Genomic DNA, 25,095 nt, shown 5'->3' on the forward strand with positions numbered 1-25,095 from the left:
TAGGGAAAGCAGCTAGGAAAGGCGGTCCGCATCATGAACATCGTTCTTCTCGGCGCCCCCGGCGCAGGCAAGGGTACCCAGGCCCAGAAGCTCGTGGCCGAGTACGGCATTGCCCACATCTCCACCGGCGACCTGCTTCGCGCCGCCATCAAGGAGGGCTCCAAGCTCGGCAAGAAGGCCAAGGGCTACATGGACGAGGGCAAGCTCGTTCCCGACGAGCTGGTCATCGACCTCGTCAAGGAGCGCCTCGAGGCCGACGACGCCCAGAAGGGCTTCATCCTCGACGGCTTCCCGCGCAACACCGCCCAGGCGGTCACCCTCGACTCCGAGCTCGCCGCCATGGGCCGCACGCTCGACGCCGCGCTTCTCGTGGCCGTCGAGCCCAGCGTCATCGTCGAGCGCCTGAGCTCCCGTCGCACCTGCCGCTCCTGCGGCTACACCGCGCCGGCCGGCGTGGACACCTGCCCGCGCTGCGGCGGCGAGATGTACCAGCGTGATGACGACAAGCCCGAGACGATCCAGCACCGCCTCGACGTCTACAAGTCCCAGACCGCGCCGCTCGTCGAGTACTACCGCGGCCACTCCATCCTGAAGGAGGTTGACGGGGACCGTCCCGTCGACGAGGTCTACGCCGACGTCAAGGTCCTTCTCGGTCTATGATCAAGATCAAGACTCCAGAACAGATCGAGCAGATGAAGGCCGCCGGGGCTCTGTCCAAGGCGGCCCTTCGTCGTGCCGGGGCCCTCGTGCGCCCCGGCGCGACGACGATGGAGATCGACCAGGTCGTCGAGGGGTTCATCAGGCTCCACGGCGCCACGCCGACCTTCAAGGGCTACGGCGGCTTCCCGGGCAGCATCTGCTCCTCGGTCAACGAGCAGATCGTCCACGGCATCCCGTCCAGCTCGGTGATCCTCCAGGAGGGGGACATCGTCTCCATCGACACCGGCGCCACCTACCAGGGCTGGGTCGGTGACAACGCCTGGACGTTCTACGTCGGCACGCCCTCCGAGGAGTGGCGGGCGCTCTGCGAGTGCACGCGCGACTGCCTCAAGGCCGCCATCGAGCAGGCCGTCCCCGGCAACCGCCTGGGTGACATCGGCGCCGCGGTCCAGGAGCTCGCCGAGGGCAACGGCTACGGCGTGGTCCGCGACTACGTGGGTCACGGCGTCGGCTCCGTCATGCACGAGGAGCCCGAGGTGCGCAACTACGGCAAGCGCGGTCGCGGCATCAAGCTCCAGGCGGGCATGGTCATCGCCATCGAGCCCATGATCACGCTCGGCACCTACGAGTGCCACACGCTCGGCAACGGGTGGACCGTCGTGACCGACGACGGCAAGCCCGCCGCGCACTACGAGAACACGGTCGCCATCACCGAGGACGGCCCCGTGATCCTCACCCAGGACGACGAGGGCCCGTGGTGCCCGATGCAGGGAGGCGCGAGCGCATAGCGTCTCTTGTGTGCGTCTCATGCAGCGCGAGAAGTGCTGTGTGGAACGCTCGTGGATTTTAGGTATGATATTTGGTCGCTGTCGGAGTGGAGAGGTAGTCAATTTGAGCAAGCAGGACGCAATCGAGCTGGAGGGCAAGGTCGTCGAGCCGCTGCCCAACGCCATGTTCAACGTTGAGCTCGAGAACGGAAAGACCATTCTCTGCACCATTTCGGGCAAGATCCGGATGAACTACATCCGCATCCTCCCGGGCGACAAGGTCGTCGTGGAGATCTCCCCGTACGACCTCACCAGGGGGCGCATCACCTACCGCTACAAGTAGGCGAAGCACCCACACAGTCTCGGATATTCTCGCCAGCGGCTGGGCGTGTAGATAGGAACGCAAGCAGCACTACCGGAAGGAAGACGCATGAAGGTACGTCCTTCGGTCAAGAAGATGTGCGACAAGTGCAAGATCATCCGTCGCCATGGCAAGGTTTACGTCATCTGCGAGAACCCGCGCCACAAGCAGCGTCAGGGCTAAGGAAGGAGCTCCAAGTTGGCCCGTATCAACGGCGTCGACCTGCCGCGCGACAAGCGCGTTGAGGTCGGACTCACCTACATCTACGGCATCGGCCAGACCCGCGCCACCAAGATCTGCGCGGAGGTTGGTGTCAACCCCGATACCCGCGTCAAGGACCTCACCGAGGACGAGGTCACCAAGATCCGTGACTTCATCGACGCGAACTACACCACCGAGGGCGACCTTCGCCGCGAGGTGCGTCAGAACACCGCCCGCATGATGGAGATCGGCTGCTACCGCGGCCTCCGTCACCGCAAGGGCCTTCCTGTCCACGGTCAGCGCACCCACACCAACGCTCGCACCCGCAAGGGTAAGAAGCGTCAGATCGGTGCCAAGAAGAGGGGCTAGGGAGTAGACAATGCCGCAGAAGAAGAACGCTCGCACCACGCGCGTCCGCCGCTCCGAGCGCAAGAACATCGCCGTGGGCCAGGCCCACATCAAGAGCACGTTCAACAACACGATCGTCTCGATCACCGACCCGCAGGGCAACGTGATCTCCTGGCAGTCCGGCGGCACCGTCGGCTTCAAGGGCTCCCGTAAGTCCACGCCGTTCGCCGCCCAGCTCGCCGCCGAGGCCGCTGCCAAGGCGGCCATGGAGCACGGCCTGCACAAGGTCGCCGTGTTCGTCAAGGGCCCCGGCTCCGGCCGCGAGACCGCCATCCGTTCCCTCCAGGCCGCCGGCCTCGAGGTTTCGGGCATCCAGGACAAGACCCCCATCGCGCACAACGGTTGCCGTCTGAGCAAGCGTCGCCGCGTGTAGCTAGGAGGAATATCAATGGCTATCGATAGGACTCCCGTCCTCAAGAGGTGCCGTCAGCTCGGCATCGACCCCGTTGTGATGGGCATCAACAAGACCTCTAACCGCGAGCCCAAGCGTCGTCGTCGCCAGGAGAGCGAGTACGGCATCCAGCTCCGCGAGAAGCAGAAGGCCAAGTTCATCTACGGCGTTCTCGAGAAGCAGTTCCACGGCTACTACGTCCGCGCCCTCAAGCGCGAGGGCATCACCGGTGACAACCTGATGACCCTGCTTGAGTGCCGTCTCGACAACGTCGTCTTCCGTCTCGGCTTCGCCCGCACCCGCAAGGAGGCCCGTCAGACCGTCCGTCACGGCCACATCACCGTGAACGGCAAGCGCGTCGACATCCCCTCCTACCAGGTGAAGGCCGGCGACGTCATCGCCGTCGCCGAGAAGGCCCGTGACCTTCTCCCCATCAAGGAGGCCCTCATCTCCTCCGAGCACATGGCCGTGCCGGCCTGGCTCGAGGTGGACATCGAGAAGCTCAAGGGCACCGTCCTCCAGCTCCCCACGCGCGATCAGATCGACCTCGACATCGACGCGCAGCTGATCGTCGAGCTCTACTCCAAGTAGGCCCGACCAGATTTGGAGGTAGCAATGTCCGAATTCATTCGACCCCAGGTGTCGGTCGAGGAGATCAACGAGAACCTCGCCCGCGTGAGCGCCGAGCCGCTCGAGCGCGGCTACGGTGACACGCTCGGCAACTCCCTGCGCCGCGTGCTCCTGTCGTCGCTCTCGGGTGCTGCCGTGGAGGCCATCCAGATCGATGGCATCCAGCACGAGTTCACCACCGTCGAGGGCGTCTACGAGGACGTCACCGATATCGTCCTCAACGTCAAGGGCCTGGTGTTCCGCTCCATGGGCACCGGCGACGAGGCCGAGGCGTCCATCTCCATCGACGGTCCCGCCACGGTCACCGGCGGCGACTTCGAGGTCCCCGCGGAGTTCGAGCTCGTCAACCCCGAGCACGTGGTCTGCACCCTCGGTGCCGGCGCCCACCTGACCATGCGCATGCGCATCGGCGTGGGCCGCGGCTACGTCTCCGGCGAGGACAACGAGCGCGAGAACGACCCGATCGGGATCATCCACGTCGACTCGCTCTACTCGCCCGTGCGCCGCTGCGCCAAGGCCGTCGAGGCCTGCCGCGTCGGCCGTCACACCGACTACGACCGTCTCGTTCTCGAGGTGGAGACCAACGGCTCCATCTCCCCGCGCGACGCCGTCGTCGAGGCCGCCAACATCATCAACCAGCACATGACTGCGTTCATGGGCCTGGCCGAGGAGGACGAGCCCGTCGAGGACGCCTCCATCTTCGCGACGGGCGCCGTCGAGGACAACGTCGAGCTTGACAAGCAGATCGAGGACCTGGACCTCTCCGTCCGCTCCTACAACTGCCTCAAGCGCGCCGGCATCCACTCGGTCCGCCAGCTCGTGGAGTTCTCCGAGAACGACCTTCTCAACATCAGAAACTTTGGCGTCAAGTCCATCGAGGAAGTCAAGGACAAGCTCGAGACCATGGGCCTGTCCCTCAAGGCCTAGGCGCGCCGGATTTAGGAGTATCGAGAAATGCGACACAACAAGAAGAGGGGCATGAAGCTCGGCACCGACGCCAGCCACACCAAGGCCATGAAGCGCAGCCTGGTTCGCGCCCTGTTTGAGAACGACCGCATCAAGACGATCGACGTCCGCGCCAAGGCCATCCGTGCCGACGTCGACCACGTCATCACCTGGGCCAAGAAGGGCGACGTCGCCAGCCGCCGTCTGGCCATCGCCACCGTCGGCGACAAGGACATCGTCCGCGAGGTCTTCGAGAAGGCCCAGCAGGGCATGTGGGCCGACCGCAACGGCGGCTACACCCGCATCATGAAGCTCGGCCCCCGCAAGGGTGACAGTGCCGAGATCGTCATCATGGAGCTCGTGACCGAGCCGGTCCAGCCCAAGGCCAAGAAGGCCGCCCCGAAGGCCAAGGTCACCAAGGTCGAGGAGGCCCCCGTCGAGGAGCCCAAGGCCGAGGAGCCGGTCGCCGAGGAGGTCGCCGAGGTCGAGGAGACCGCCGCTGAGGAGGCTCCCGCCGAGGAGGAGAAGGCCGAGTAGCCTCGGACCTCTCACTGGTTGTTCGGGCCCCGGCCGCGTGCCGGGGCCTTTTTCTTGAAGGGGGTGGGACATGATCGAGGTCCGCGACGCGTGCTTCTCGTTCGATGGGACGCGCAACGTGGTCGACCATGTCTCGCTCGACGTTGCGTCCGGGGAGCGCGTCGCCCTTCTCGGTCTCAATGGCTCCGGCAAGTCGACGCTCGCGCGCCTGCTCAACGGGTCCCTGAGACCCTCGTCGGGCGCCGTCAGGGTCGACGGGGAGACGGATGGCCTGGCGCGTCTGGTGGGCTACGTGCGTCAGGACCCGCGCAATCAGATCGTCAGCGCGGTGGTGTCCGACGAGGTCGCCTTTGGGCCGAGGAACCTCGGGCTCCCGCGCGCAGAGGTGCTTGCCCGCGTGGACGAGGCGCTCTCTGCCTGCGGCATCGAGGCACTGCGCGACCGTATGACCTCGGAGCTCTCCGGCGGGCAGCAGCAGCTCGTGGTCCTTGCGGGCGTGCTCGCGATGCGCCCCCGCTACCTGGTGCTCGACGAGGCGACGTCGATGCTCGACCAGCCTACGCGCGCCCGCGTGACAAGAATCGTCGGCGAGGCATCGGCGAGGGGCGTGGGCGTGCTCGAGATATCGCACAGACCGATGGCCGCACCCGATCGCACGCTTTGCATGAGGGACGGGCACGTCTTCGAGGGAGGGGCGCCGTCGGAGCCCCCGGAGTCCCCCGCGCAACCATACACATCCCGGGAAACGAGCTCCCTCAGGGGGTCGAACCTGACGGCTGTGTATGGTACGCATGTCGCACTGGACGACGTGTCGCTCGACGCGAGGGGCCTGACCCTGCTCCTGGGGCCCTCCGGGGGGGGAAAGACCACCCTCGCCCGCGTCCTGACGGGCGTCCTTGCGCCGGACGCGGGGACGGTCACCCTGGACGGGCGGCCCGTGCGCGCGGGGGATGTCGGTCTCGCGTTCCAGCGGCCCGAGGACCAGCTCTTCTGCGACACCGTCCTCGACGACATCGCATACGGGCCCCGCGTCCGGGGCGTCCCCGAGGACGAGGCGCTCTCCATGGCCCGGGATGCCGCCGCGCTGCTGGGCATAGGGGAGGAGCTCTACGACCGGTCCCCGTTCGAGCTCTCGGGCGGTCAGATGCGGCGCGTGGCGCTCGCCGGCGTGGTCGCGTCACGTCCGGGGGCGTATGTGCTCGACGAGCCCACGGCGGGTCTGGACGCCCCCTCCCGCCGCGCGCTGCGCGACCTGGTCCTCCGCCTGGTGGGCGACGGTGCGAGCGTGCTTCTCATCACGCACGACCCCGACGAGTGGCTGCCGCTCGCGTCCGCCGTGGTCCGGCTCGAGGCCGGTCGCGTCAGGGAGGCGGGCGCCCATGCGTAAGGTTCTCGTGCCGGGCGCCTACGCGCCCGGGAGCACTCTCATGCACCGCCTCGACCCGCGGGCAAAGCTCGTGCTGCTCCTGATCGCCACCGTCGGAACGTTCGCGGCGGGCACGCCCTGGGGGCTGCTGGTGGCCGGAGCAGGGCTCGTCGCGGCGCTCGTGGCGAGCAGGACCTCGCCGCAGACCGTCCTTCTCGGGCTCAGGCCGGCGGCGGTCGTCCTCTGCCTCTCCGTGCTCTCGAACGCAGTCGTCCTCGTGGGGCAGCCGGGGCTGTCGACCGCCGGGCTGGCGAGAAGCGCCGCGGTGGTGTGCCGGATCGCGCTGGTCGTGGGGTTCGCGCTGTCCTTCTCGTCCACGACGCCGCCGCCGGCCATCGCCGACGGGCTCGCCTCCCTCATGGCGCCGCTCTCAAGGGTGGGCGTGCCGGTGGGTGCCATCGCCATGTCCGCCTCGGTCGCGCTGCGCTTCATCCCGCTCACCGTCGAGGAGGTCGAGCGCATACGCTGCGCCCAGCGCGCCCGCGGTGCACGGCTCGACGAGGGCGGCGTCCTGAGGCGGCTCCGAGGATGGGGCCAGGTGCTGGTCCCGCTCGTGGTGGGCCTCTTCCGCCGCGCAGACGAGCTGGCCGACGCCATGTGCGACCGCTGCTACACGGGCGAGCAGACGGCGCTTCTCGGACCGCTGGCGCCGGGGGACTGGGCGGCGCTCGCCCTCGGCGCACTCTGGGCCGGGGTCGCCGTCGCGCTCTGACCCCCCGTGCGAGGCCCCGCCCACCGCGTGCTACCCTAGGTCCCATCGAAGGGAGAATCATGTCCGAAGTCGGAACGCTGGTTATACGGCTCGGCTACCGCGGCGCGGACTTCGCCGGCTTCGCTGAGCAGCCGGGCGTGCGCACCGTCGCCGGAGAGCTGCGACGCGCCCTCGAGACCACGCTGCGCCGACCGTGCGAGCTCGTCTGCGCCGGAAGGACCGACGCGGGCGTCCACGCCCTCTCCCAGTACGTGAGCGTTCCCGTGAGCGAGGGGGAGCTGGGGCTGTCGGGGGGGCGGCTCATGCGCAGCCTCGTCGCCCTCACGCCGGACGACCTCTCGGTCCAGGGGCTCTATCGCGCGCCCGAGGGCTTCTCGGCGCGCTTCGACGCCCTGAGCCGCAGCTATCGCTATCGCATCGCCGCATCGCAGGCGCGCCCGGTGCTCGCGTGGGACCACAGCTGGTGGTATCGCGGCGAGCTGGACGTGGAGGCCATGGCGGCCGCCGCCCGCCCGCTGCTGGGCGAGCACGACTTCAAGAGCTTCTGCAAGGCGAGCTCCGCCGAGGGGAAGCCCACCTGCCGCTACGTGGGGCAGCTCGACGTGAGTCGCGTCACCGAGGCGGGGGAGGAGCTTGTTGCGATAGACGTCACGGGCAACGCCTTCCTGCACAACATGGTGCGCACGATCGCCGGCTCGCTCGTGGAGGTGGGGCGCGGCCACCATCGGCCGGAGTGGATGGCCGAGGTGCTGGCGGCATGCGACCGCACCGCCGCCGGGCCCTGCGCCCCCGCGAAGGGGCTCACCTTCGTCGGGGTGAGCTATCCCGAGGGGGCCCTCGTCCCCTGGGAGTGAGGCCGCCGATCCGCGGTCGTCCTGAAAACGGCGGGGTTCTCCGGATGTGAGCTCACCTTGTCCCGGAATTGGCGGGGTTCTCCGGTCGCGCGCTCTTCTCGTCCCGGAAAGCAGGAGGTTCCCCAGCCGAATGGCTCCCAGCAGGGAGAACATTGCCATTTTCGGGACAAGAAAACCTGTCGGGCGGAGAACTCCGCCGATTCCGGGACGACCGTGCCGCCAGTGCGGAGAACCCCGCCAATTCCGGGACGGCCGCGCCGCCGCAGCGGGTAGAATAACCCCGGCTAACTCTTCCCTTCTTCGGAGGCATGATCTTGGAACTGCTGCTTCACGAGCTCGAGCACAGCGTGCTGGACACGCTCGGACTGGTGCCGCTGCTCTTTGTCACCTACCTTGCCATGGAGGCGATCGAGCACTCCGCGAGCGAGCGCGTCCGCGCGGCGGTAGAGCGCTCGGGCAAGGCGGGACCGGTCGTCGGGGGCGTGCTCGGGGCGCTCCCACAGTGCGGCTTCTCGGCGATGGCGGCGACGCTCTACGCGGGTCGCGTGGTCACGGTCGGAACGCTGGTCGCCGTGATACTCTCCACGTCCGACGAGATGATCCCGGTGTTTCTCGCACACCAGGCGCCCCTGGACGAGCTGGCGGGGATCGTGGCGCTCAAGGTCGTCGTGGGCGTCGTCGTGGGCCTCGCGGTCGACGCGACGCTCCGCGCCTGGAGGCGGTCCGGCGACGGCAGGCTCCACATCCACGAGCTCTGCGAGCGGGAGCACTGCCACTGCGACGAGGCCGACGACGGCCACGGGCACCACGACCACGGGAGCTGGGGCATCGTGCGCTCCGCGCTCGTCCACACGGTGCAGGTGACGCTCTTCATACTCGTCGTCACGTTCGCCTTCGGTCTCGTGATCGAATACGTGGGGCAGGACGCCCTGGGCGCGCTCCTCGCCAACCACCCCGTCAGGGCCACCTTCGTGGCGGCCCTCGTGGGCCTCGTGCCCAACTGCGCGGCGAGCGTGGCGATAACGGAGCTCTACCTCGACGGCGTGCTCGCCGCCGGCCCCATGGTCGCGGGGCTCCTCGCGTCCGGCGGCATGGGCCTTCTCGTGCTCTGGCGGACCAACGCGGACGCCCGCCAGAACGCCGCGGTCACCGCCTTCGTCTACGCCGTGGCCGTTGCGACTGGCCTCGCCGTGGGAGGTTTGGGTATCCTGTTCTAAGCGTCTTTCAGGAGAGCGGAGAGCGGAGGGCCGCATGAGCCTCATTGTGAGAAATCGCGAGCGCTTCGAGCGCACGGACGTCCCGGTGCCGAGCGCCCACCGCAACCTCATCGGCGCCATCGTCGCCGTCGCCGCCCTCGCAGCCACGGCTGTCGTGGTGTACCTCGCCTGGAACCGGGCGAGCCTCGAGAGCCGCCTGGGCGACAGCTCCCTGTCGGACGCCGTGACCACGCTCGCCCAGTACGACGAGGCGGGACCGTCGGGCGGCTACGCCGTCTCGGAGGATGACATCAGCGTCACGCTCCTGCTCACCGCCGAAAGCCTGGACGAGACGGGCGGCACCCTCACGGCGGCGCGCATCCTGTCGGTGAACGCCACGCAGGGCACCGCGGCTCTCGTGAACGTCCCTGCCGACCTCGCGCTCACGGTTGACGAGACGCCCACGACCCTCGCGGAGCTCTTCTCGTCGCAGGGCTGCGCCGCCTGCGTGCTCCAGCTCGGCCTCGCCGCGGGCGTGAGCTTCGACAGCGTCGTCCTCGCGACGGGCGACGTGATCGAGGAGGCGGCACAGCTCGCCGGGTCGGGCTCGGACAACCTCGTCCGCAGCGCCTCCGGGTTCCTCTCGAAGATCAGGACGAACATGGACGCCGCCGGGCTGCTCGCGTTCGCCGAGCGGCTCGCCGCGGTCGGGACGGCCAACCTCGCCGTCTCCGACGCCGCGCTCGTCGCCGAGGTGGCGACCAACGAGGACGGCGCCGCGGCCGAGACCGGTCGTCAGACGCTGGACAAGACGCAGCTCAACGTCGCCATAGGTCGCTTCGTCGCCGCCTAGCGCCATCTCCGCCCCCGCTTCTCTGTCGTTTTTCTGCGACGCGTCGGGCGTCACCCGACGCTGATAACCTAGGAGTCGTTCCCTCGTGTGCGTTTCCGTGTGACGGAAGGGACGGAATGGCCCACGGCGTGTCAACAACCCCGGTCGTCTCGGTGCTCATGGTGTCCCATGACGCCGAGGGGTCCGTGCGTCGCGCCGTCGAGAGCGTCCAGAACCAGTCCCTGAGGGACCTCGAGCTCATCGTGGTCGACGCCGGGTCCGAGGACGCCACGGTGCGTCAGGTCGAGGCGATGGCGGAGCGCGACCTGCGCATCGACCTCGTTCGAGCGGACCGCTGCGGTCGCCAGGCGGCCCTCGACGTCGCCCTCGAGCGGGCACGCGGCAGCTACGTCCTGGTCATGGACGCGGACGGCTGGCTTGCCGCGGGGGCCCTCGCCGGCCTCGTCGACCTTGCCGAGACGCGCTCCCTCGAGCTCGTGGTGGGCGGCATCGGGCTGAGCCTCGCCAGCGGCGCGGGCCGCGTTTCGGAGACCGAGCTCTCCGGCGACGAGACGGTCTTCCTCACCCAGCACGACTTCCGCGCCGCCGCTTGGAGGCTCTTCGATTCCGGTCAGCTCCTGCCCGCGAGTGCCAAGCTCTTCGACCGCGAGCGCATCGGGCGGCTTGGGCTCGCCTTCCAGGCGGGCAGCCCCACCGACCACCCCTTCGTGCTCGAGTACCTGGCGGACGTCGAGCGCGTGGGCGTCCTGGAGGGCGTGTCCTACCGGGTGGGACGTCGCGTCGCGGAGCGGCCCCGCGCCACCTCGGTCGTCGAGAGCTACCGTCGCCTCGAGTCCGAGCGCGAGAACCTCCTTGCCCTCTATCGCCACTGGGGCCTCGAGGGCGACGCCGCGAGCATGGAGATGCTCCAGAGCCGCTACATGGAGCGTCTGGTCGCCTGCATCGAGGGCGTGTGCGGGAAGGGGAGCCCGCTGCCCGCCGCGGAGCAGCGCAGGATCGTCTCGCACATGATCGGCACCGACCACGCCCAGCTCGCCGCGAGCCTGGGGCACCCGAGGGGGCCGGCCGCCCGCTCCATGACCGTGCCGATCAGGAGCCGCAACACCCCGCTCGTCTGCGCCCAGGCACGGCTCCTCTCGCTCTTCGGTGGCGACCACGCGGTCTGGGTCATGCCGGACGCATACGTCTAGCTCAGACGAGCCTGCTCCCGCGACGGCTCAGCGCCGTCCTGACCGAGAAGGCCAGACCGTTTGTGCGCATGCGGTACAGCCCCTCGCGCATGAGATAGGAGAGGTGGGCGATGCCGCCCCCGCGCGGCTCGTCGATGCCGCGCACCCGTGCGAAGAGGGCTCGGCCCGCGGATGAGATTCCCGGCTCGGAAAAGACCAGATCAGGGTCGAGTCTCCCCATCGACCGTTCCAGGAGCCCGCTCACGCCGGGGGTGTCCTCCCCGGCTCCCTCGAGCGTGATGAGGGCATAGTTCACGCCGCGCAGGGCGAGGGCAGAGAGCACGCGGCGGTCGGTGATCCCTGCGGACTTTGCGACATCCATCATGTCGTTCCAACGCTCGAGCGGCGTGAGCGGAGCGCGTTCGGCAAGCGATTCCGCCTCACGGAGGTCTCGCTCCCGGTAGACGTAGACGCAGTCGTCGGTGTAGGCGATTCGCCCGGTGCGGAAGAGCGTCTCGGCGAGGAAGGGATTATCGGCCCAGCCGGCACCCGGGACCTCGGGGAAGCGGATGCCCTGCTCGACGAGGTATGCTCGCCGGTAGCAGCCCGCCCAGATCGCGGGATGGTGGCGCAGGAGCTCCACGCCGTCGCCGATCGAGAAGGGCTGCCGTTGCGGATTCACGCGCCCGCGGTAGGGACAGCTTACGCGAATCTCGTTGCCCCCCTCATCCGGGAACGTGCGCCAGTAGGCGCCGCGCACCACGTCCACTGCCGTACTGCCCCCCGCGGCGTCCGCACAGGCGAGCAGGTCCTCGTAGGCCGTCGGGGGAAGCGCGTCGTCCGGCTCCACGATTGCGACCCACGTGCCCCGTGCGGTGGCAATGCCTCGGTTGCACGAAGCCCCGTAGCCTTCGTTGGGCTTTTCAACCACGACGATGCGGTCGTCGTGCGCCGCATGCCCGCGGACGATCTCCGCCGAAGCATCGGTCGACCCGTCGTTTACGCAAATCACCTCGAGCTCGCGGTGCGTCTGTGCCTCAATGCTGGCCAGACACTCGTCGAGTGTTCCCTCCGCGTTGTAGATTGGGATGACTACGGACACCAGCTCATGGCTGACGGATGGGTTTATGGCGCTCATGACCCTCCCTGGGTCGGGGATCCCCTGTGACGTACCCTATAATACTAAGGACTGGATCGGAGCCCGGGCTGTAACGGGGGAGGGGAAGCATGAGGCGGGCTGCAATCGTCATCGTCACCTACAAGCGACAAGAGCTTCTCGCCGGACTCCTTGATTCTGTGCTTGGTCTCACCGTGGCGCCCTGGCGTGTGGTGGTGGTGGACAACGAGAACTCCGTGGAGACCGCCCGCATCGTGGCCGACTTCGCGAAGCGCTCTGACGTCCGCTGGGGTGTCGACGAGGACGACCCCGACGCAATGGGAGGCACCTCGCGCACCGCCTATATTGGCATGGAGACCAACACCGGCGGGTCAGGCGGTTTCTCCGAGGGTGTTCGACGCGCCTTTGACCTGGGCGCCGAGTGGTTCTGGGTCATGGATGACGATGTTGCCGTGGAGCCGGGTGGCCTGGAGACGCTTGCTCGCTGGAGCGGCGAGGCCGAGGCCGTCATGGGCCAGCGCCGCGACTTCGACGGCGGCCACTTCTTCTGGCAGCATCGCTTTTGGCCGCGACTCGCGATCTACAACCCGCTCTCGCGCGATTCGTGGCGCCCGGGGGAGCGCTACAAGCTCGCCAATGCGCTCTGCTTCGAAGGTGGGTTCTTCTCGCGCGGCGTTGTCGAGAAGATCGGTCTGCCCGACGCCCGCTTCTTCATCTACCTCGATGACGCGCTTTACGGTTACCTGGCGAGCAAGGTCACGCCCGTCTACTACGTCCCCGACTATGTCCTTTCCCGCCGCCGCGAGGTGGCAAACCAGGCGGTGGGATCCATTCGTCAGCTCAACTCCACCTCCGACATGACCCGCTACTACATCACACGTAACCGTGGCTACCTGGCCCGCTACTTCAGGCTTCATGGGGAGTACAGCCCGTTGGGTTTTGCTCTCGGCACGGCGCTAACCTTTGCCAAGGAGCTGATTAGAATCGCCGTGGTTGACCGCGCGCACCTGGTCTCGGGCATGCGTCGGCTCGTCGCCGGCCAGCGTGACGCACGCAGGATTCTGCACGACACCAGCTGGAAGCCGATGCCTCCGCTCGAGTAGCGCGGACGTACAATGATAAGCCGTGACACGAGGAGAGGACGGACCGCGTGGCCGAGAAGAGAGATTTTCTCGATGAGCTCATAGACCTCCAGAGCGATTGGCGCTCCCTCAAGGAGATGCCCAACCAGATGGTGGGCTCCCTCATGGACGAGGAGGGCGAGCGCAAGGTCTTCAACCCCGCCGACTACAAGGAGAAGCCCTTCGCCAACTCGGGCCGCTGCCTGCGCGTCTCCTCCGGGCGCACGGACGTGTGCTCGCGCTGTCTCGACGTGTGTCCCACGCACGCGATCACGATCCACGAGAAGACCGTCGCGGTCACGGAGGACTGCCGCAAGTGCGGCCTGTGCGCCGCCGTCTGCCCGACCGACACGTTCTCCACCCGCCGGCACATGCCGCGCCAGGTCTACGACCAGATCGCCCGCGTGGCCTCCTCCTACGAGCAGTGCTACGTGACGTGCACGCGCGCCCTCAAGCGACTGCCCAAGGGCAACGAGGTGGTTCTCGCCTGCGTGGGGGCCGTCTCGCGCGACCTCTGGTTCTCCCTGCTCGCGGACTATGACAACATCAGCGTCTACCTGCCCGTGGGCATCTGCGACCGCTGTCGTACGACCACGGGCGAGCAGACCTACGTCGACGCCATTGCCACGGCGGAGGAGTGGGCCGACGCCGCGCTCGGCCTCGAGGTCGACGAGTCGGAGATGACCCACGAGTACACGCGCGCCTACAAGCGCAGCCAGTTCGTGAGCGGGGCCGTGACCTCGGTCGAGCGCCTGGTCACGCGCACCAACCCGGCGCTCGCCGGCGCCAAGGCGGTGGCGCAGAAGATCTCCGACCACTCGCAGCGCCTGAACCGACTCCAGAAGGAGCTGGAGAACGCCGTGGGCTCCAAGTCCTCCAACAACCACCCGCGCCTCCTGACGCAGGGGCGCAAGCTCATGATGGGCGCGCTCCAGCACGACGAGGGCCTGGCGGAGTTCGTGAAGCTCGAGGTCCCCGTGTGCGACCACTCCCTCTGCACGATGTGCGGCGACTGCGCCAAGACCTGCTCGCTCCACGCCATCGACCTCGACCGCGACGGTCAGGTGAGCGTGCAGAGCGCCTACTGCGTGAGCTGCGGGGCCTGCGTGACGGCCTGCGAGGACGGGGCGCTCTCCATGGGGCCCATGGACACGAGCGAGCTCGTGGTCCCGGACAAGGTCGCCGAGGAGGTCGCCCGAAAGAAGGCCGCCGCCAAGGCCAAGGCGGGCGAGTACGTGGAGAAGGGCAAGAAGCAGCTGAACCGCATGGCCGACGCCCTGGAGAAGCTGGACGACCAGGGGTGACGGGGCGCCTGCCGTCACTCGTCTGAGGTAAGGAGAAGAACGTGTCGCTTTCCATCGGCATCGTGGGTCTGCCCAACGTGGGCAAGTCGACCCTTTTCACCGCGCTCACCAAGAAGGGCGGCCTCGCGGCCAACTACCCCTTCGCGACCATCGACCCCAACGTGGGCATCGTGGACGTGCCCGACGAGCGCCTCGGCAGGCTCGCCGAGATCGTGAACCCCGGGCGCATCGTGCCCGCGACGGTGGAGTTCGTCGACATCGCCGGCCTGGTGAAGGGCGCCAACGAGGGCGAGGGCCTGGGCAACCAGTTCCTGGCCAACATCCGCGAGACCGACGCCATCTGCGAGGTCGTCCGCTACTTCTCCGACCCCAACGTCATGCGCGAGGTCGGTCGCGTGGGCGAGTTCGTTGACCCCGCGGGCGACGCGGACACCATCATGACCGAGCTCATCCTCGCGGACATCCAGAGTCTGGAGAAGCAGCTCCCGCGCCTGGAGAAGGACGCCAAGCGCGACAAGGAGCTCGCCGCCAAGGCCGACGTGGCGCGCCGCCTGCTCGACTGGCTGAACGAGGGCAACCGCGCCGCGACGATGGAAATGACCGACGAGGAGCGCGCCGAGACCAAGGGTCTCTTCCTCCTCACCATGAAGCCGATCCTCTACGTGGCTAACGTCGACGAGGACCAGCTGGGCGAGGAGCTCGCTCCCATCGACGGCGTGACGCCGATTCCCATCTGCGCCAAGGTGGAGGCCGAGCTCTCCGAGCTCGAGCCCGAGGAGGCGGCCGAGTATCTGGCCGACCTGGGCCTCGAGAAGAGCGGCCTGGAGACGCTCGCACAGGCGGCGTACCGCCTGCTGGGCCTCCAGAGCTACTTCACGGCCGGCGAGATGGAGGTCAAGGCCTGGACCGTGCGCGTGGGCGCCAAGGCCCCCGAGGCGGCGGGCGTGATCCACTCGGACTTCGAGCGCGGCTTCATCAAGGCCGAGGTCGCCAGCTACGAGGACTACGTCGCGCTCGGCGGCGAGGCAGGCTGCAAGAACGCCGGCAAGCTCCGCATCGAGGGCAAGGACTACGTCGTCCAGGACGGCGATATCATGCACTTCCGCTTCAACGTGTAGGGCTGGGAGCGCGGGGGCGCCGCTCGCAGGCCCTGGGCTGGCTCACGCCCGACGAGCACCGCGAGGCGCTGGGCTACGGCGTTTAGGATGTACGAGAAAACGTCCGCAGTCCCCCGCAGTCCCGGAACGCGGTGGAGACTACACTTACCTCGAATTCCTAAGCAAGCTGCGACGCCCGGCGTGTCTCCCCTGCTCCCGTCGCGCTACTCCGCCTGGTCGGTGCCCAGCACCACGACGACGTCGTAGTCCGTGGAGTACCCCTCGGTGTTCTCCGCGACGTTGCCCTCGCTGATGCCGAGCGTCTGTGCCACGCCGAGCGCCGCGGAGCGGGAGCCACCGTTGTAGTAGACCCACGAGGCGGTGTGGTCCATGGACTCGTCGCTGTCGGCGTAGGGGGAGAAGCCCGCGCCCTCGAGCTCGGTGGACTTGCTCGCCGCGAGGCCGCTCACCTCGGTGCCGTTGAGGACGAGCACCCTGCCGGAGAAGGTCGGCTTGTCGGTGGAGTTCGCGGCGTCGTCCTCGGCCTGGGACGAGGAGCTGACGCCGATGGAGCCGGCGACGCCCGCGGTGAGGTCCTGGCTCTCGTCCTCGTACGGGGGCAGGCCGGCGTCGACGCGCTCCATCATCTCCATCCAGGAGGACTCGATGGGGATCTCGTACCAGAGGTCGTTGATGTACTGGGAGTCGGTGGGCGTCTGGCCGGAGTAGAAGCCGCTGTCCACGTCGAAGTCCTGGAACTGCATCGCGAGGCTCACGATGTCGGTGACGCTCAGGGGGTAGACCGTGACGCTCTCGGCGAGCGTGGAGACGGTATTGGCCATGGTGACCGGGTCGAGCTTCAGGATCTTCTTCACGATGGCGCCGATGATCATGCGCTGGTTGGCGGCGCGGTAGAAGTCGCCGCCGCCGTAGGCGTCATAGGCGTGACGCGAGCGCGCGAGCGCGAGGGCGGTCTCGCCGTCGAGGTGGTGCTCGCCCGCCTCGAGGTTGATGTGGGCGTAGCGCTCGTCAACGACGTCGACCGGGAGGGTGACGTCGATGCCGCCGATGGTGTCGACGATGGAGATGAGCTGCTCGAAGTCGATCTCGGCGTAGGCGGAGATCTCCACGCCGGCAAAGTCCTCGACGACCTCCATCATGTAGGCGCCCTGGCCGATCGAGTAGGCGTCGTTGATCTTGCGCTCACCGTTGACGCCCATGTCGACCATGGTGTCACGCGGGATGGAGATGAGCGTGACCTTCTGCGCCGGCGCGTCGACGCGGGCGAGGATGATCGTGTCGGAGCGGAAGTTGGAGGCGTCGGAGCCCCAGGACTCGGCGCGCCCCTCGCTCTTGTCGACGCCCAGGAGCAGCATGTAGAAGGGGTCCTGCGGCTTAACAGGCTCGGTGAGCTGCGCCTTGAGCTCGTCGGGGACGTTCTGGCTGAGGGCGCCGTTGATGCGGATTATGTAGGCGGCAGCGGCGACGCCCACGCCGACGAAGGCGACGAGGAGCGTGACGAGAAGGACGCGCAGCACGCGCCCGCGACGCTTCTTCCTGCGACGGGTGGTGTAGGACCCGATGCCCTCCGCGCGGCTGGCTGCGTGGCGCGGGGAAGAAGAGGAGGAGCGACGGCTCGTGCTGGGAGCCTGCGAGGACATTCCGGCGCCGTGTCGGCTCTGCGAGAGTCGGACCTGCTCGGCGCTTGTCATGCGACGATGGGTCTTTCTTTCGGCCAAGGGGCCTCCCTAATGCCTTTCGGGGCAATGCCCCGTCAGAAGGACGGTCGGACCTGTCAATGATAGGCAAGCGAGATGTTGCCTGAGTGTAAGTACCCAAAAATCGCGCTATTCTCTATAAACTGTCACTGTTTGATGATGATCGGCACCAACAAAGGGAGAAGACACCTATGAGCGAGGCTACGCCCAGGCAGTTCGTGGCGGTTCTGGACTTCGGCGCCCAGTACGGGCAGCTGATCGCGCGTCGCGTGCGCGACCTGCACGTCTATTCGGAGATCGTGCCGTGCGACATCCCCGCGGACGAGCTCGCCGCCATGGGCCCCTCCGCGCTGATCCTCTCCGGCGGCCCGGCGAGCGTGTACGCCGAGGACGCGCCGACCGTTGATTCCGCGATCTTCGAGCTCGGCCTGCCGGTGCTGGGCTTCTGCTACGGCCACCAGACCATGGCCGTGGCGCTGGGCGGCGAGGTCGCGCACTCCGAGGTGGGCGAGTACGGCCCGGCGACCATCGTGCGCGACGGCGAGTCCGCGCTGTTCGCGGGCACGCCCGAGGAGCAGACCGTGTGGATGAGCCACCGTGACGCCGTGAGCCGCGTGCCCGAGGGCTTCGTCGTCACGTCGCACACGGACGTGTGCCCGGTGGCGTCCATGGAGTGCGCCGAGCGCAAGCTCTTCTCGACCCAGTTCCACCCGGAGGTGCGCCACACCGAGCACGGCCGCACGCTGCTGGAGAACTTCCTCTTTGGCGTCTGCGGGCTCGAGGCCACGTGGACCATGGACAACATCATCGACGAGAAGGTCGCGGAGATCCGCGCGCTGGTGGGGGACCGCAAGGTGATCCTGGGCCTCTCCGGCGGCGTGGACTCCTCCGTGGTGGCCGCGCTCGTGCACCGTGCGATCGGCGACCAGCTGACCTGCGTCTTCGTGAACCACGGGATGCTCCGCAAGGGCGAGCCCGAGATGGTCGAGGAGGTCTTCCGCGACCAGTTCCAGGTGCCGCTCGTGCACGTGCACGCCGAGCAGCGCTACGAGCGCCTGCTCGCTGGCGTGACCGAGCCGGAGGAGAAGCGCCGTCGCATCGGCTCCGAGTTCTGGAAGGTCTTCTTCGACGAGGCCCAGCGCATCGGCGGCGTGGAGATGCTCGCGCAGGGCACCATCTACCCCGACATCATCGAGTCCGGCGCGCGCAAGACCGGCGGCAAGGCCTCCACGATCAAGAGCCACCACAACCTGATCCCGTTCCCCGAGGGCGTGCACTTCGACCTCATCGAGCCGCTCGACCACTTCTTCAAGGACGAGGTGCGCGAGCTGGGCGTGGCGCTCGGCCTGCCGGACCGCATGGTCTACCGTCAGCCGTTCCCGGGCCCGGGCCTGGCGATCCGCATCATCGGCGAGGTGACCTCCGAGAAGCTCGAGGTCCTCAAGAGCGCCGACGCCATCGTGCGCGAGGAGCTCGACGCCTACAACGAGCGCCTCTTCGAGGAGACCGGGGAGCGCAACTCCGAGCACAGCTGCTGGCAGTACTTTGCCGTCCTGCCCGACATCCGCTCCGTGGGCGTCATGGGCGACGAGCGCACCTACGCGCGCCCGGTGATTGTGCGCGCGGTGGAGTCGAGCGACGCGATGACCGCGGACTGGGCGAAGCTGCCCTACGACGTGCTGGGCAAGATCTCCAGCCGCATCGTGGCCGAGGTCCCCGGCGTGAACCGCGTGGTGTACGACGTCACGCCCAAGCCTCCCGCCACGATCGAGTGGGAATAGAACAGACGTTCGATAAAATAATATAGTATCAGATAGCGGGCACGGTTTCAATCGAATCCGTGCCCGCTGCTGTATGTGTGTCCTAGCACGCCCAATATGCGCCGTAAAAGCCGTCTTCTTCAACGTCAAAGTGAATGCGTTTCATTTTTGCCTCTCAAAATCTTATTTTCACGATTTGCATTTTCATCCCGTTGTCACCGACCCTTGCGAGAAACCGGAAAAAGCCGCTGACAGAAGGGTCTCTCAAATCGTTGTAACCCAGCATATAGCCGCGACTTGTGACCTGCAGACGGCTGTTCCACGTGCCGATTTCCTTGGCGGCATCCGAAACCGCAAAATATGCCCCCACATCCTTGATTTTTGCAGTCTTAAGCCATGTTTTTGCGATCATCTTTACTGCCGTCCGATTGGCAGCATCAAAGACCAGCACACCGCCGGGGAAAGCGTCTGCCATCCCCCGCACCAGTTCCCGGACCTGCTGGGTCAGAAAGTAATAGAACACCCCGGAGGCAAAGAACACCGCCCCGCCGGAGGCATCGATTTTGCTAAACCATGCGGTGTCTTTCAGGTCGCAGGGGATATTTTGTTCTCGATTCCCGGCGGGCAGTAGCTGCTGCCGCAAGGCAATCACATCCGGGAAGTCCAGATTGTAGATCTTGCATCTACCGTTGTCGCAGGTTCTGCCGGTGTTGTCCAGCCCACAGCCCAGATTGACCACCGCCGCATTGGGGTGGCCTTTCAGGTAATCCCGCACCTCGAAAGCAAGATCACTCTGCCGCATGGCCACCTCCAGCGCACCAAAGCGCTGCATCAGGCTGCGGGAGTTTTTCTCTGCCTCTGAAAAGTCGTAGTCGATCTGGTCGAGCAGGCGAACCGCTGCTTCATCCCTGTAAAGGTTCGGGTACAGCTCCGTACACAGCTTCCGGGAATACAGCGGGAGGATCAGCGTCTCCTGCACGGTGTTTTTCTCAATTATGCATTTCATAGGTTTCTTCCTCAGTGAATAAAAACTGTCATGATTGCCGCCGGCACAGCCGCTATGGCCGTCATGCCTAACGTCATGTGCAGGATGGATGCGAAAATGCCCGTGCTTGATGCCCTTACTTCCGTGCCGTGACGCAGAGCCACTTTTTCTTTTTGCGTATCTGCACCTCGTGAAAGCCCGCCTGCTCCAGGCACGCCTTTAATTCAATGTCCTTGTAGATGGTCATGCCGCCGATGATCTGCGTCCACCTCTCGTCCTTGTCCGTATCGCCATTGCTCTCGTTGCAGATAAGAATTGTCCCGCCCGGCTTCAGCGTCCGCCGGACCTCACGGAAGCATCGGGGTAAATCAGGCCAGAAATAGACGGTCTCAAAGGCCGTGGCGGCATCGAAGTAGCTATCCTCAAACGCCATATCCGCCACGCTGCCTTGCAGAACGGCGCAACGCCCCTCCTGAATTGCGGTTCGGTTGAGCTTCCTGGCCTTCTCCACGCTGACGGGCGAATAGTCGATGCCCTTGACGACGCCATGCGGGCATTTTTTCAGCAGCCGTTTTATGTTTGCCCCGCCGCCGCAGCCGCAATCCAGCACCTTGGCGTTTGGCGCAAGCCGTAGAAATCGAAGTCCCCACCGCGCCACAGGGCTGTGGCCCAGATTCATCATGGCAACCATAAGTTTTCCGCCGAGGCCCACGGGCTTGCGGGTGTTTTCAAAGAACGACATCTGGCCCCTCCGATTTCGTGCATTCCGCATAGGTCAACGGGAACGAGGCCTTCAGCACCGCGCTTTTCTGCACCGCCCAGCCGTTTTGACGCAGGAAACGCAGGTATTCCTCGCTTGTCCACCTGCTGTGGAGGGGAAATCCCGCCATGCTCATGAAAAAGGCTTTTGCCTTGCCGGAAATCGAGTTCCCCGCGTGGGTGAAGGTTGGCGCGATGAGCACGCCGTCGTCCTTCAGCACCCGCCTGATTTCTTGCAGGGCCTTTTCCGGATGCGGCACTATGTGAAGCGCGTTGGACGCGATCACCACTTCGAAGGACTTCTGTGCATAGGGCAGGCGGAACATATCTTGTACGGAAAAGTGCAGCTTCGCGGATTGATTGCCCCGCTCTGCTTCAAGGGTCATCTTTGCAGAGGCGTCCGTAGCCTCGATGTGCGCCGCCGCATTCACGATGCTCTTTGCGATAAGCCCCGTGCCGGTGGCAACCTCCAGCACGGTTTTTGCTTTCACCACCGGCCGGATCAGCCCATACATCTTCTCATACGCCGCCCGGTCGTTCCGCATGAAGCGGTCGTACCGACCGGCATTCTTGTCCCAGAAGCCCTTGCGTTCGTGCATGGCTATCGCCCCCAAATAGTTAGAGCCATCTAACTATAACACGCGAATCATGCAGTAAGATAAGGCTAACCTTAGTTTCTTGGCTAAGACGCATCTCTTCGGTTTTCGCTTATAACGGCGCGAGTCAGATGCTAGGCTGGAGCTGAAGAAGGAGCTTGGCGGACAGGTAGGTCGATACCGGTTCCCGGAACGGTGATCCAGCCAATTACACCAGGGCTCTAGTCATGCTGGTAAACCCAATCCATGACGGGAAATAGGTCCTTTTCTCTAGCTCGACGTCTTTCGGAGCTTGACGATTTAGACTGATGGAGGCGAGAAGTCCCTCACCGCGCCAATACCAGATGATTGCGCTATAGGCATCTCTCCGACCCTTTGAATCACCCCTTTTCACGCCACCCGCTACGAACCCCGGCGGAAATCAGGGAGTGATTAAAGGAGCAACCTGCGGTTTTGCGAATCAATTGAGTCATTCCCGAAATCGCGAATCAAGGGCCTGATTCGCCCAAATTGCGCACGAGTCAGCCCTTAGGCGGTACGACACGACACGCATCGACAGTACTCGGACTGGATTAGTCATTGAGTGGGAGTAGCCGGCCTGTTCTTCTCGCCATGCCCGCACGGTACAATAGACGAAAGCATTCGCAGCGTGCGGCCTTGGAGGTGTGCTCGATGACCCTTGAGAACAAGCTCGGGATTGTCAGTGACGTCGAGCTCGCCCGTGAGGAGGAGCGCCTGACCAAGCTCCGTGCCCTCGAGCTGTACGACACGGGGCTTCTCGGCACCTTTGAGGTCGGGACCTTTGCCGGGCTCGCCAAGATTCACAGCTACCTGTTCCAGGACGTCTACGAGTTTGCCGGCGAGCCGCGTACGGTGAACATCTCCAAGGGCAACTTTCGCTTTGCGTCCGTGATGTATCTGGGCTCGGCCCTCAGGGCAATCGACAAGATGCCTCAGTCCACGTTTGACCAGATTGTCGAGAAGTACGTGGAGATGAACGTTGCCCATCCCTTCCGGGAGGGCAACGGAAGGAGCGCTCGCATCTGGCTCGACTGCATGCTCAAAAGTGAGCTTGGCGTGGTCGTCGACTGGAACCGGGTGGACCGGGAAGACTACCTGCTTGCCATGGAGCGGAGCCCCGTGCGCGATAGGGAGATAAAGTTCCTGCTTTATGAGGCGCTGACGGACGCAGTCGCCGACCGACAGGTCTACATGAAGGGCATCGACGCCAGCTATCGCTACGAGGGGTATGCGACGTATTCCATGGACGAGCTCGACGGCTAGGCGTGCAAAAGCACCTGTCCCTTTTGCGCGGTTCGGCTATGCTAGGTGGCTCTTGCACGAACGAAGCTCAGGGGAGTCACATGGACCTTATCGCCACGCTCGCTAGCGAGCTCAACCTCAAGCCGGAGGCCGCCCGCGCCGCCGTAAAGCTCATCGACGAGGGCAACACCATCCCCTTCATCGCGCGCTACCGCAAGGAGGCCACGGGCGGCATGGACGACGTCGCCCTGCGCGCCCTCGACGAGCGCCTTGCCTACCTGCGCAACCTCGAGAAGCGCAAGCAGGACGTCCTTGTCCTCATCGACGCCCAGGGCAAGCTCACGCCCGAGCTCGAGGCGGAGATCCACGCCGCCACGCAGCTCCAGCGCGTGGAGGACCTCTACAAGCCCTACCGCAAGAAGCGCATGACGCGCGCACAGAAGGCGCGCGAGGCCGGCCTGGAGCCACTTGCCAACATGATCTTCATGCAGGTGGCGGCCAAGGGCTCCGCGCTCGACGAGGCGGCGCGCTTCGTGACGCCGGAGGCTGCCGAGGCCGGCTTCGACACGCCGGAGAAGGCGCTCGCCGGCGCGGCGGACATCGTGGCCGAGGTCGTGGCGGAGGACGCCGAGAACGTGGCCGACCTGCGCGCCTTCACGGAGGCCACGGCGGACATCGTCTCGGTTGCGGTGAACGCGGACGAGAAGACTCCCTACGAGCCGTACTACGACTACGCCGAGCCCGCGGCCAAGATCCCCAACCACCGCGTGCTCGCCATCGACCGCGGCGAGCGCGAGGAGAAGCTCCGCGTGCGCGTCCGCGTGGACGAGGCCGCCGCGGTGGCGCGGCTCGGTGAGCGCTGGCCGCGCCGCCAGGGCGTCTTCGCGCCCGTCTTTGAGGCGGCCGTCGCGGACGGCTACAAGCGCCTGATGGCGCCCTCGCTCGAGCGCGAGGTCCGCGCCAAGCTCACCGTGCGCGCCCAGACGGACGCCATCAAGGTCTTTGCCAAGAACCTCGAGAGCCTGCTCTCGGCCCGCCCGGTGCGCGGCGCCCGCCTCATCTCGCTCGACCCGGGCTACCGTACCGGCTGCAAGGTGGCGGTGCTGGACGAGACGGGCAAGCTGCTCGACCACGGCGTGGTCTATCCCACCAAGCCGCGCCACGACGTCGCGGGCACCAAGCGCGAGCTCAGGCGCCTTGCCGAGAAGTACGCGATCAACACCATCGTCATCGGCAACGGCACGGCCAGCCGCGAGACCGAGGAAGTCGTGTCCGAGTTTATCGCCGAGTCCGCGCCGGACCTGCGCTACACGATTGTCAACGAGGCGGGTGCCTCGGTCTACTCGGCCTCCGAGCTCGCGAGTCGGGAGTACCCGGACCTCGACGTCACCACGCGCGGCGCCATGAGCCTGGGCCGGCGCCTGCAGGACCCGCTCGCCGAGCTCGTGAAGATCCCGCCCCAGTCCATCGGCGTGGGGCAGTACCAGCACGACCTCGACCAGACAGAACTCGCGCGCACCCTGGGATACGTAGTGGAGGACGTGGTCAACCGCGTGGGCGTGGATGTGAACACCGCCAGCGCGAGCCTTCTGGGCTACGTCTCCGGCATCACCTCGGCTGTGGCCAAGAACATCGTGGCCTACCGAGAGGAGCATGGCGCCTTCACCGACCGCCGCGAGCTCACGAAGGTCCCCCAGCTCGGTCCCAAGGCATTCCAGAACGCGGCGGGCTTCCTGCGCATCACCGGCGGCAAGAACCCGCTCGATGCCACGGCCGTGCACCCGGAGAGCTACGATGTGGCCACGGCGCTGCTCGAGCGCGCGGGCGTGGGCTCGGACGAGCTCACGCGCGGCGGCGTGCCCGACATCGAGAAGCGCGTGGGCAGCGTGGCCACGCTCGCGGGCGAGCTGGGCTGCGGCGTGCTCACGCTGATCGACATCGCGGCCGAGCTCAAGAAGCCGGGGCGCGACCCGCGCGACGACGCCCCGGAGCCCGTCTTCAGCCGCGCCGCGCTCTCGATCGACGACCTCCAGCCCGGCATGGAGCTCACGGGCACGGTGCGCAACGTCGTGGATTTCGGCGCCTTCGTGGACGTGGGCGTGCACCAGGACGGCCTCGTGCACATCTCCAAGCTAGCCAACCGTTTCGTCAAGCACCCGAGCGACGTCGTGGCGGTGGGGGACACCGTGAGGGTCTGGGTCGAGCGCGTGGACCGCGACCGCGGCAAGATCTCGCTTACCATGGTGCAGGGCAAGTAGGCGGCGG

Annotated in this window: 26 protein-coding genes; 21 read left to right on the plus strand and 5 right to left on the minus strand. The window is 66.4% G+C overall.

Annotated features, from left to right (window positions below; all coding sequences use genetic code 11):
• The first annotated feature begins 33 nt into the window (after nt 1-33).
• The 15 genes from INF26_RS01205 to INF26_RS01275 all read left to right on the plus strand — a co-directional run bounded on the left by INF26_RS01205 (nt 34) and on the right by INF26_RS01275 (nt 11,131).
• The gene (locus INF26_RS01205; RefSeq protein WP_193528915.1) at nt 34-660 is read left to right on the plus strand and encodes an adenylate kinase; all 627 of its coding nucleotides are present in this window, start codon (nt 34-36) and stop codon (nt 658-660) included.
• On the plus strand, nt 657-1,448 hold the full coding sequence (gene map, locus INF26_RS01210; protein ID WP_193528916.1) for a type I methionyl aminopeptidase: 792 nt from the start codon (nt 657-659) through the stop codon (nt 1,446-1,448). The genes INF26_RS01205 and map overlap by 4 nt, the downstream gene beginning before the upstream one ends.
• Before the next feature lie 103 nt (nt 1,449-1,551).
• On the plus strand, nt 1,552-1,770 hold the full coding sequence (gene infA, locus INF26_RS01215; RefSeq protein WP_075575875.1) for a translation initiation factor IF-1: 219 nt from the start codon (nt 1,552-1,554) through the stop codon (nt 1,768-1,770).
• A gap of 87 nt (nt 1,771-1,857) precedes the next feature.
• A complete protein-coding gene (gene rpmJ / locus INF26_RS01220; protein WP_013252436.1) occupies nt 1,858-1,971 on the plus strand; it encodes a 50S ribosomal protein L36 in 114 nt (37 codons plus the stop codon).
• A 15-nt stretch (nt 1,972-1,986) separates the two neighbouring features.
• Complete coding sequence (gene rpsM, locus INF26_RS01225; RefSeq protein ID WP_193528917.1) at nt 1,987-2,358, plus strand: 30S ribosomal protein S13; 372 nt, start codon at nt 1,987-1,989, stop codon at nt 2,356-2,358.
• A 10-nt stretch (nt 2,359-2,368) separates the two neighbouring features.
• Entirely contained in the window at nt 2,369-2,770 is a 402-nt protein-coding gene (gene rpsK / locus INF26_RS01230; RefSeq protein ID WP_087218572.1) for a 30S ribosomal protein S11, read from the plus strand.
• 15 nt (nt 2,771-2,785) lie between these two features.
• Entirely contained in the window at nt 2,786-3,379 is a 594-nt protein-coding gene (rpsD, locus tag INF26_RS01235) for a 30S ribosomal protein S4 (protein WP_193528918.1), read from the plus strand.
• Between the two features lie 24 nt (nt 3,380-3,403).
• Nucleotides 3,404-4,345, plus strand: a complete 942-nt coding sequence (locus INF26_RS01240) for a DNA-directed RNA polymerase subunit alpha (RefSeq protein WP_193528919.1) — start codon at nt 3,404-3,406, stop codon at nt 4,343-4,345.
• Between the two features lie 27 nt (nt 4,346-4,372).
• Entirely contained in the window at nt 4,373-4,900 is a 528-nt protein-coding gene (gene rplQ, locus INF26_RS01245) for a 50S ribosomal protein L17 (RefSeq protein WP_193528920.1), read from the plus strand.
• 70 nt (nt 4,901-4,970) lie between these two features.
• Nucleotides 4,971-6,287: an ABC transporter ATP-binding protein gene (locus tag INF26_RS01250; RefSeq protein WP_193528921.1), complete on the plus strand. Its 1,317-nt coding sequence runs from the start codon at nt 4,971-4,973 to the stop codon at nt 6,285-6,287.
• Nucleotides 6,280-7,038, plus strand: coding sequence for an energy-coupling factor transporter transmembrane component T family protein (locus tag INF26_RS01255; protein ID WP_193528922.1), 759 nt, complete (start codon nt 6,280-6,282; stop codon nt 7,036-7,038). Before INF26_RS01250 ends, INF26_RS01255 begins: the two co-directional genes overlap by 8 nt.
• A gap of 59 nt (nt 7,039-7,097) precedes the next feature.
• Nucleotides 7,098-7,892, plus strand: coding sequence for a tRNA pseudouridine(38-40) synthase TruA (gene truA / locus INF26_RS01260; RefSeq protein ID WP_193528923.1), 795 nt, complete (start codon nt 7,098-7,100; stop codon nt 7,890-7,892).
• A 314-nt stretch (nt 7,893-8,206) separates the two neighbouring features.
• Nucleotides 8,207-9,109: a putative manganese transporter gene (locus INF26_RS01265; RefSeq protein WP_226371790.1), complete on the plus strand. Its 903-nt coding sequence runs from the start codon at nt 8,207-8,209 to the stop codon at nt 9,107-9,109.
• Between the two features lie 34 nt (nt 9,110-9,143).
• The gene (locus INF26_RS01270; RefSeq protein ID WP_193528925.1) at nt 9,144-9,941 is read left to right on the plus strand and encodes a hypothetical protein; all 798 of its coding nucleotides are present in this window, start codon (nt 9,144-9,146) and stop codon (nt 9,939-9,941) included.
• A 116-nt stretch (nt 9,942-10,057) separates the two neighbouring features.
• Nucleotides 10,058-11,131, plus strand: a complete 1,074-nt coding sequence (locus INF26_RS01275; RefSeq protein WP_193528926.1) for a glycosyltransferase family 2 protein — start codon at nt 10,058-10,060, stop codon at nt 11,129-11,131.
• A 1-nt stretch (nt 11,132) separates the two neighbouring features.
• On the opposite strand, the gene INF26_RS01280 is transcribed toward INF26_RS01275, so the two are convergent.
• Complete coding sequence (locus tag INF26_RS01280; RefSeq protein ID WP_193528927.1) at nt 11,133-12,248, minus strand: glycosyltransferase; 1,116 nt, start codon at nt 12,246-12,248, stop codon at nt 11,133-11,135.
• Between the two features lie 89 nt (nt 12,249-12,337).
• Here INF26_RS01280 and INF26_RS01285 point away from each other — a divergent pair, with 89 nt between their 5' ends.
• The 3 genes from INF26_RS01285 to ychF are packed head-to-tail and all read left to right on the plus strand — an operon-like array spanning nt 12,338 to nt 15,770.
• The gene (locus INF26_RS01285) at nt 12,338-13,330 is read left to right on the plus strand and encodes a glycosyltransferase (protein ID WP_193528928.1); all 993 of its coding nucleotides are present in this window, start codon (nt 12,338-12,340) and stop codon (nt 13,328-13,330) included.
• 47 nt (nt 13,331-13,377) lie between these two features.
• Nucleotides 13,378-14,652, plus strand: coding sequence for a 4Fe-4S dicluster domain-containing protein (locus tag INF26_RS01290; RefSeq protein WP_193528929.1), 1,275 nt, complete (start codon nt 13,378-13,380; stop codon nt 14,650-14,652).
• 41 nt (nt 14,653-14,693) lie between these two features.
• On the plus strand, nt 14,694-15,770 hold the full coding sequence (ychF, locus tag INF26_RS01295) for a redox-regulated ATPase YchF (protein WP_193528930.1): 1,077 nt from the start codon (nt 14,694-14,696) through the stop codon (nt 15,768-15,770).
• 203 nt (nt 15,771-15,973) lie between these two features.
• Here the strand turns inward: ychF and INF26_RS01300 are convergent, their stop codons facing one another.
• Nucleotides 15,974-17,488: an LCP family protein gene (locus INF26_RS01300; RefSeq protein ID WP_226371791.1), complete on the minus strand. Its 1,515-nt coding sequence runs from the start codon at nt 17,486-17,488 to the stop codon at nt 15,974-15,976.
• A 170-nt stretch (nt 17,489-17,658) separates the two neighbouring features.
• Here INF26_RS01300 and guaA point away from each other — a divergent pair, with 170 nt between their 5' ends.
• The gene (gene guaA / locus INF26_RS01305; RefSeq protein ID WP_193528931.1) at nt 17,659-19,248 is read left to right on the plus strand and encodes a glutamine-hydrolyzing GMP synthase; all 1,590 of its coding nucleotides are present in this window, start codon (nt 17,659-17,661) and stop codon (nt 19,246-19,248) included.
• 154 nt (nt 19,249-19,402) lie between these two features.
• On the opposite strand, the gene INF26_RS01310 is transcribed toward guaA, so the two are convergent.
• The 3 genes from INF26_RS01310 to INF26_RS01320 all read right to left on the minus strand — a co-directional run bounded on the left by INF26_RS01310 (nt 19,403) and on the right by INF26_RS01320 (nt 21,570).
• Nucleotides 19,403-20,206 (minus strand): class I SAM-dependent methyltransferase, encoded by an 804-nt coding sequence (locus INF26_RS01310; RefSeq protein ID WP_332307274.1) that lies wholly within the window; start codon nt 20,204-20,206, stop codon nt 19,403-19,405.
• A 142-nt stretch (nt 20,207-20,348) separates the two neighbouring features.
• Complete coding sequence (locus INF26_RS01315) at nt 20,349-20,954, minus strand: class I SAM-dependent methyltransferase (protein WP_193528933.1); 606 nt, start codon at nt 20,952-20,954, stop codon at nt 20,349-20,351.
• The gene (locus INF26_RS01320) at nt 20,941-21,570 is read right to left on the minus strand and encodes a class I SAM-dependent methyltransferase (RefSeq protein ID WP_193528934.1); all 630 of its coding nucleotides are present in this window, start codon (nt 21,568-21,570) and stop codon (nt 20,941-20,943) included. The genes INF26_RS01315 and INF26_RS01320 overlap by 14 nt, the downstream gene beginning before the upstream one ends.
• Nucleotides 21,571-22,239: 669 nt before the next feature.
• Between INF26_RS01320 and fic the strand changes: the two genes are divergently transcribed.
• Nucleotides 22,240-22,851, plus strand: a complete 612-nt coding sequence (fic, locus tag INF26_RS01325; protein WP_193528935.1) for a protein adenylyltransferase Fic — start codon at nt 22,240-22,242, stop codon at nt 22,849-22,851.
• Between the two features lie 80 nt (nt 22,852-22,931).
• Nucleotides 22,932-25,088: a Tex family protein gene (locus INF26_RS01330; protein ID WP_193528936.1), complete on the plus strand. Its 2,157-nt coding sequence runs from the start codon at nt 22,932-22,934 to the stop codon at nt 25,086-25,088.
• Nucleotides 25,089-25,095: the final 7 nt, after the last annotated feature.

This window comes from Thermophilibacter gallinarum, from assembly GCF_014982725.1.
Lineage (GTDB): Bacteria > Actinomycetota > Coriobacteriia > Coriobacteriales > Atopobiaceae > Thermophilibacter > Thermophilibacter gallinarum.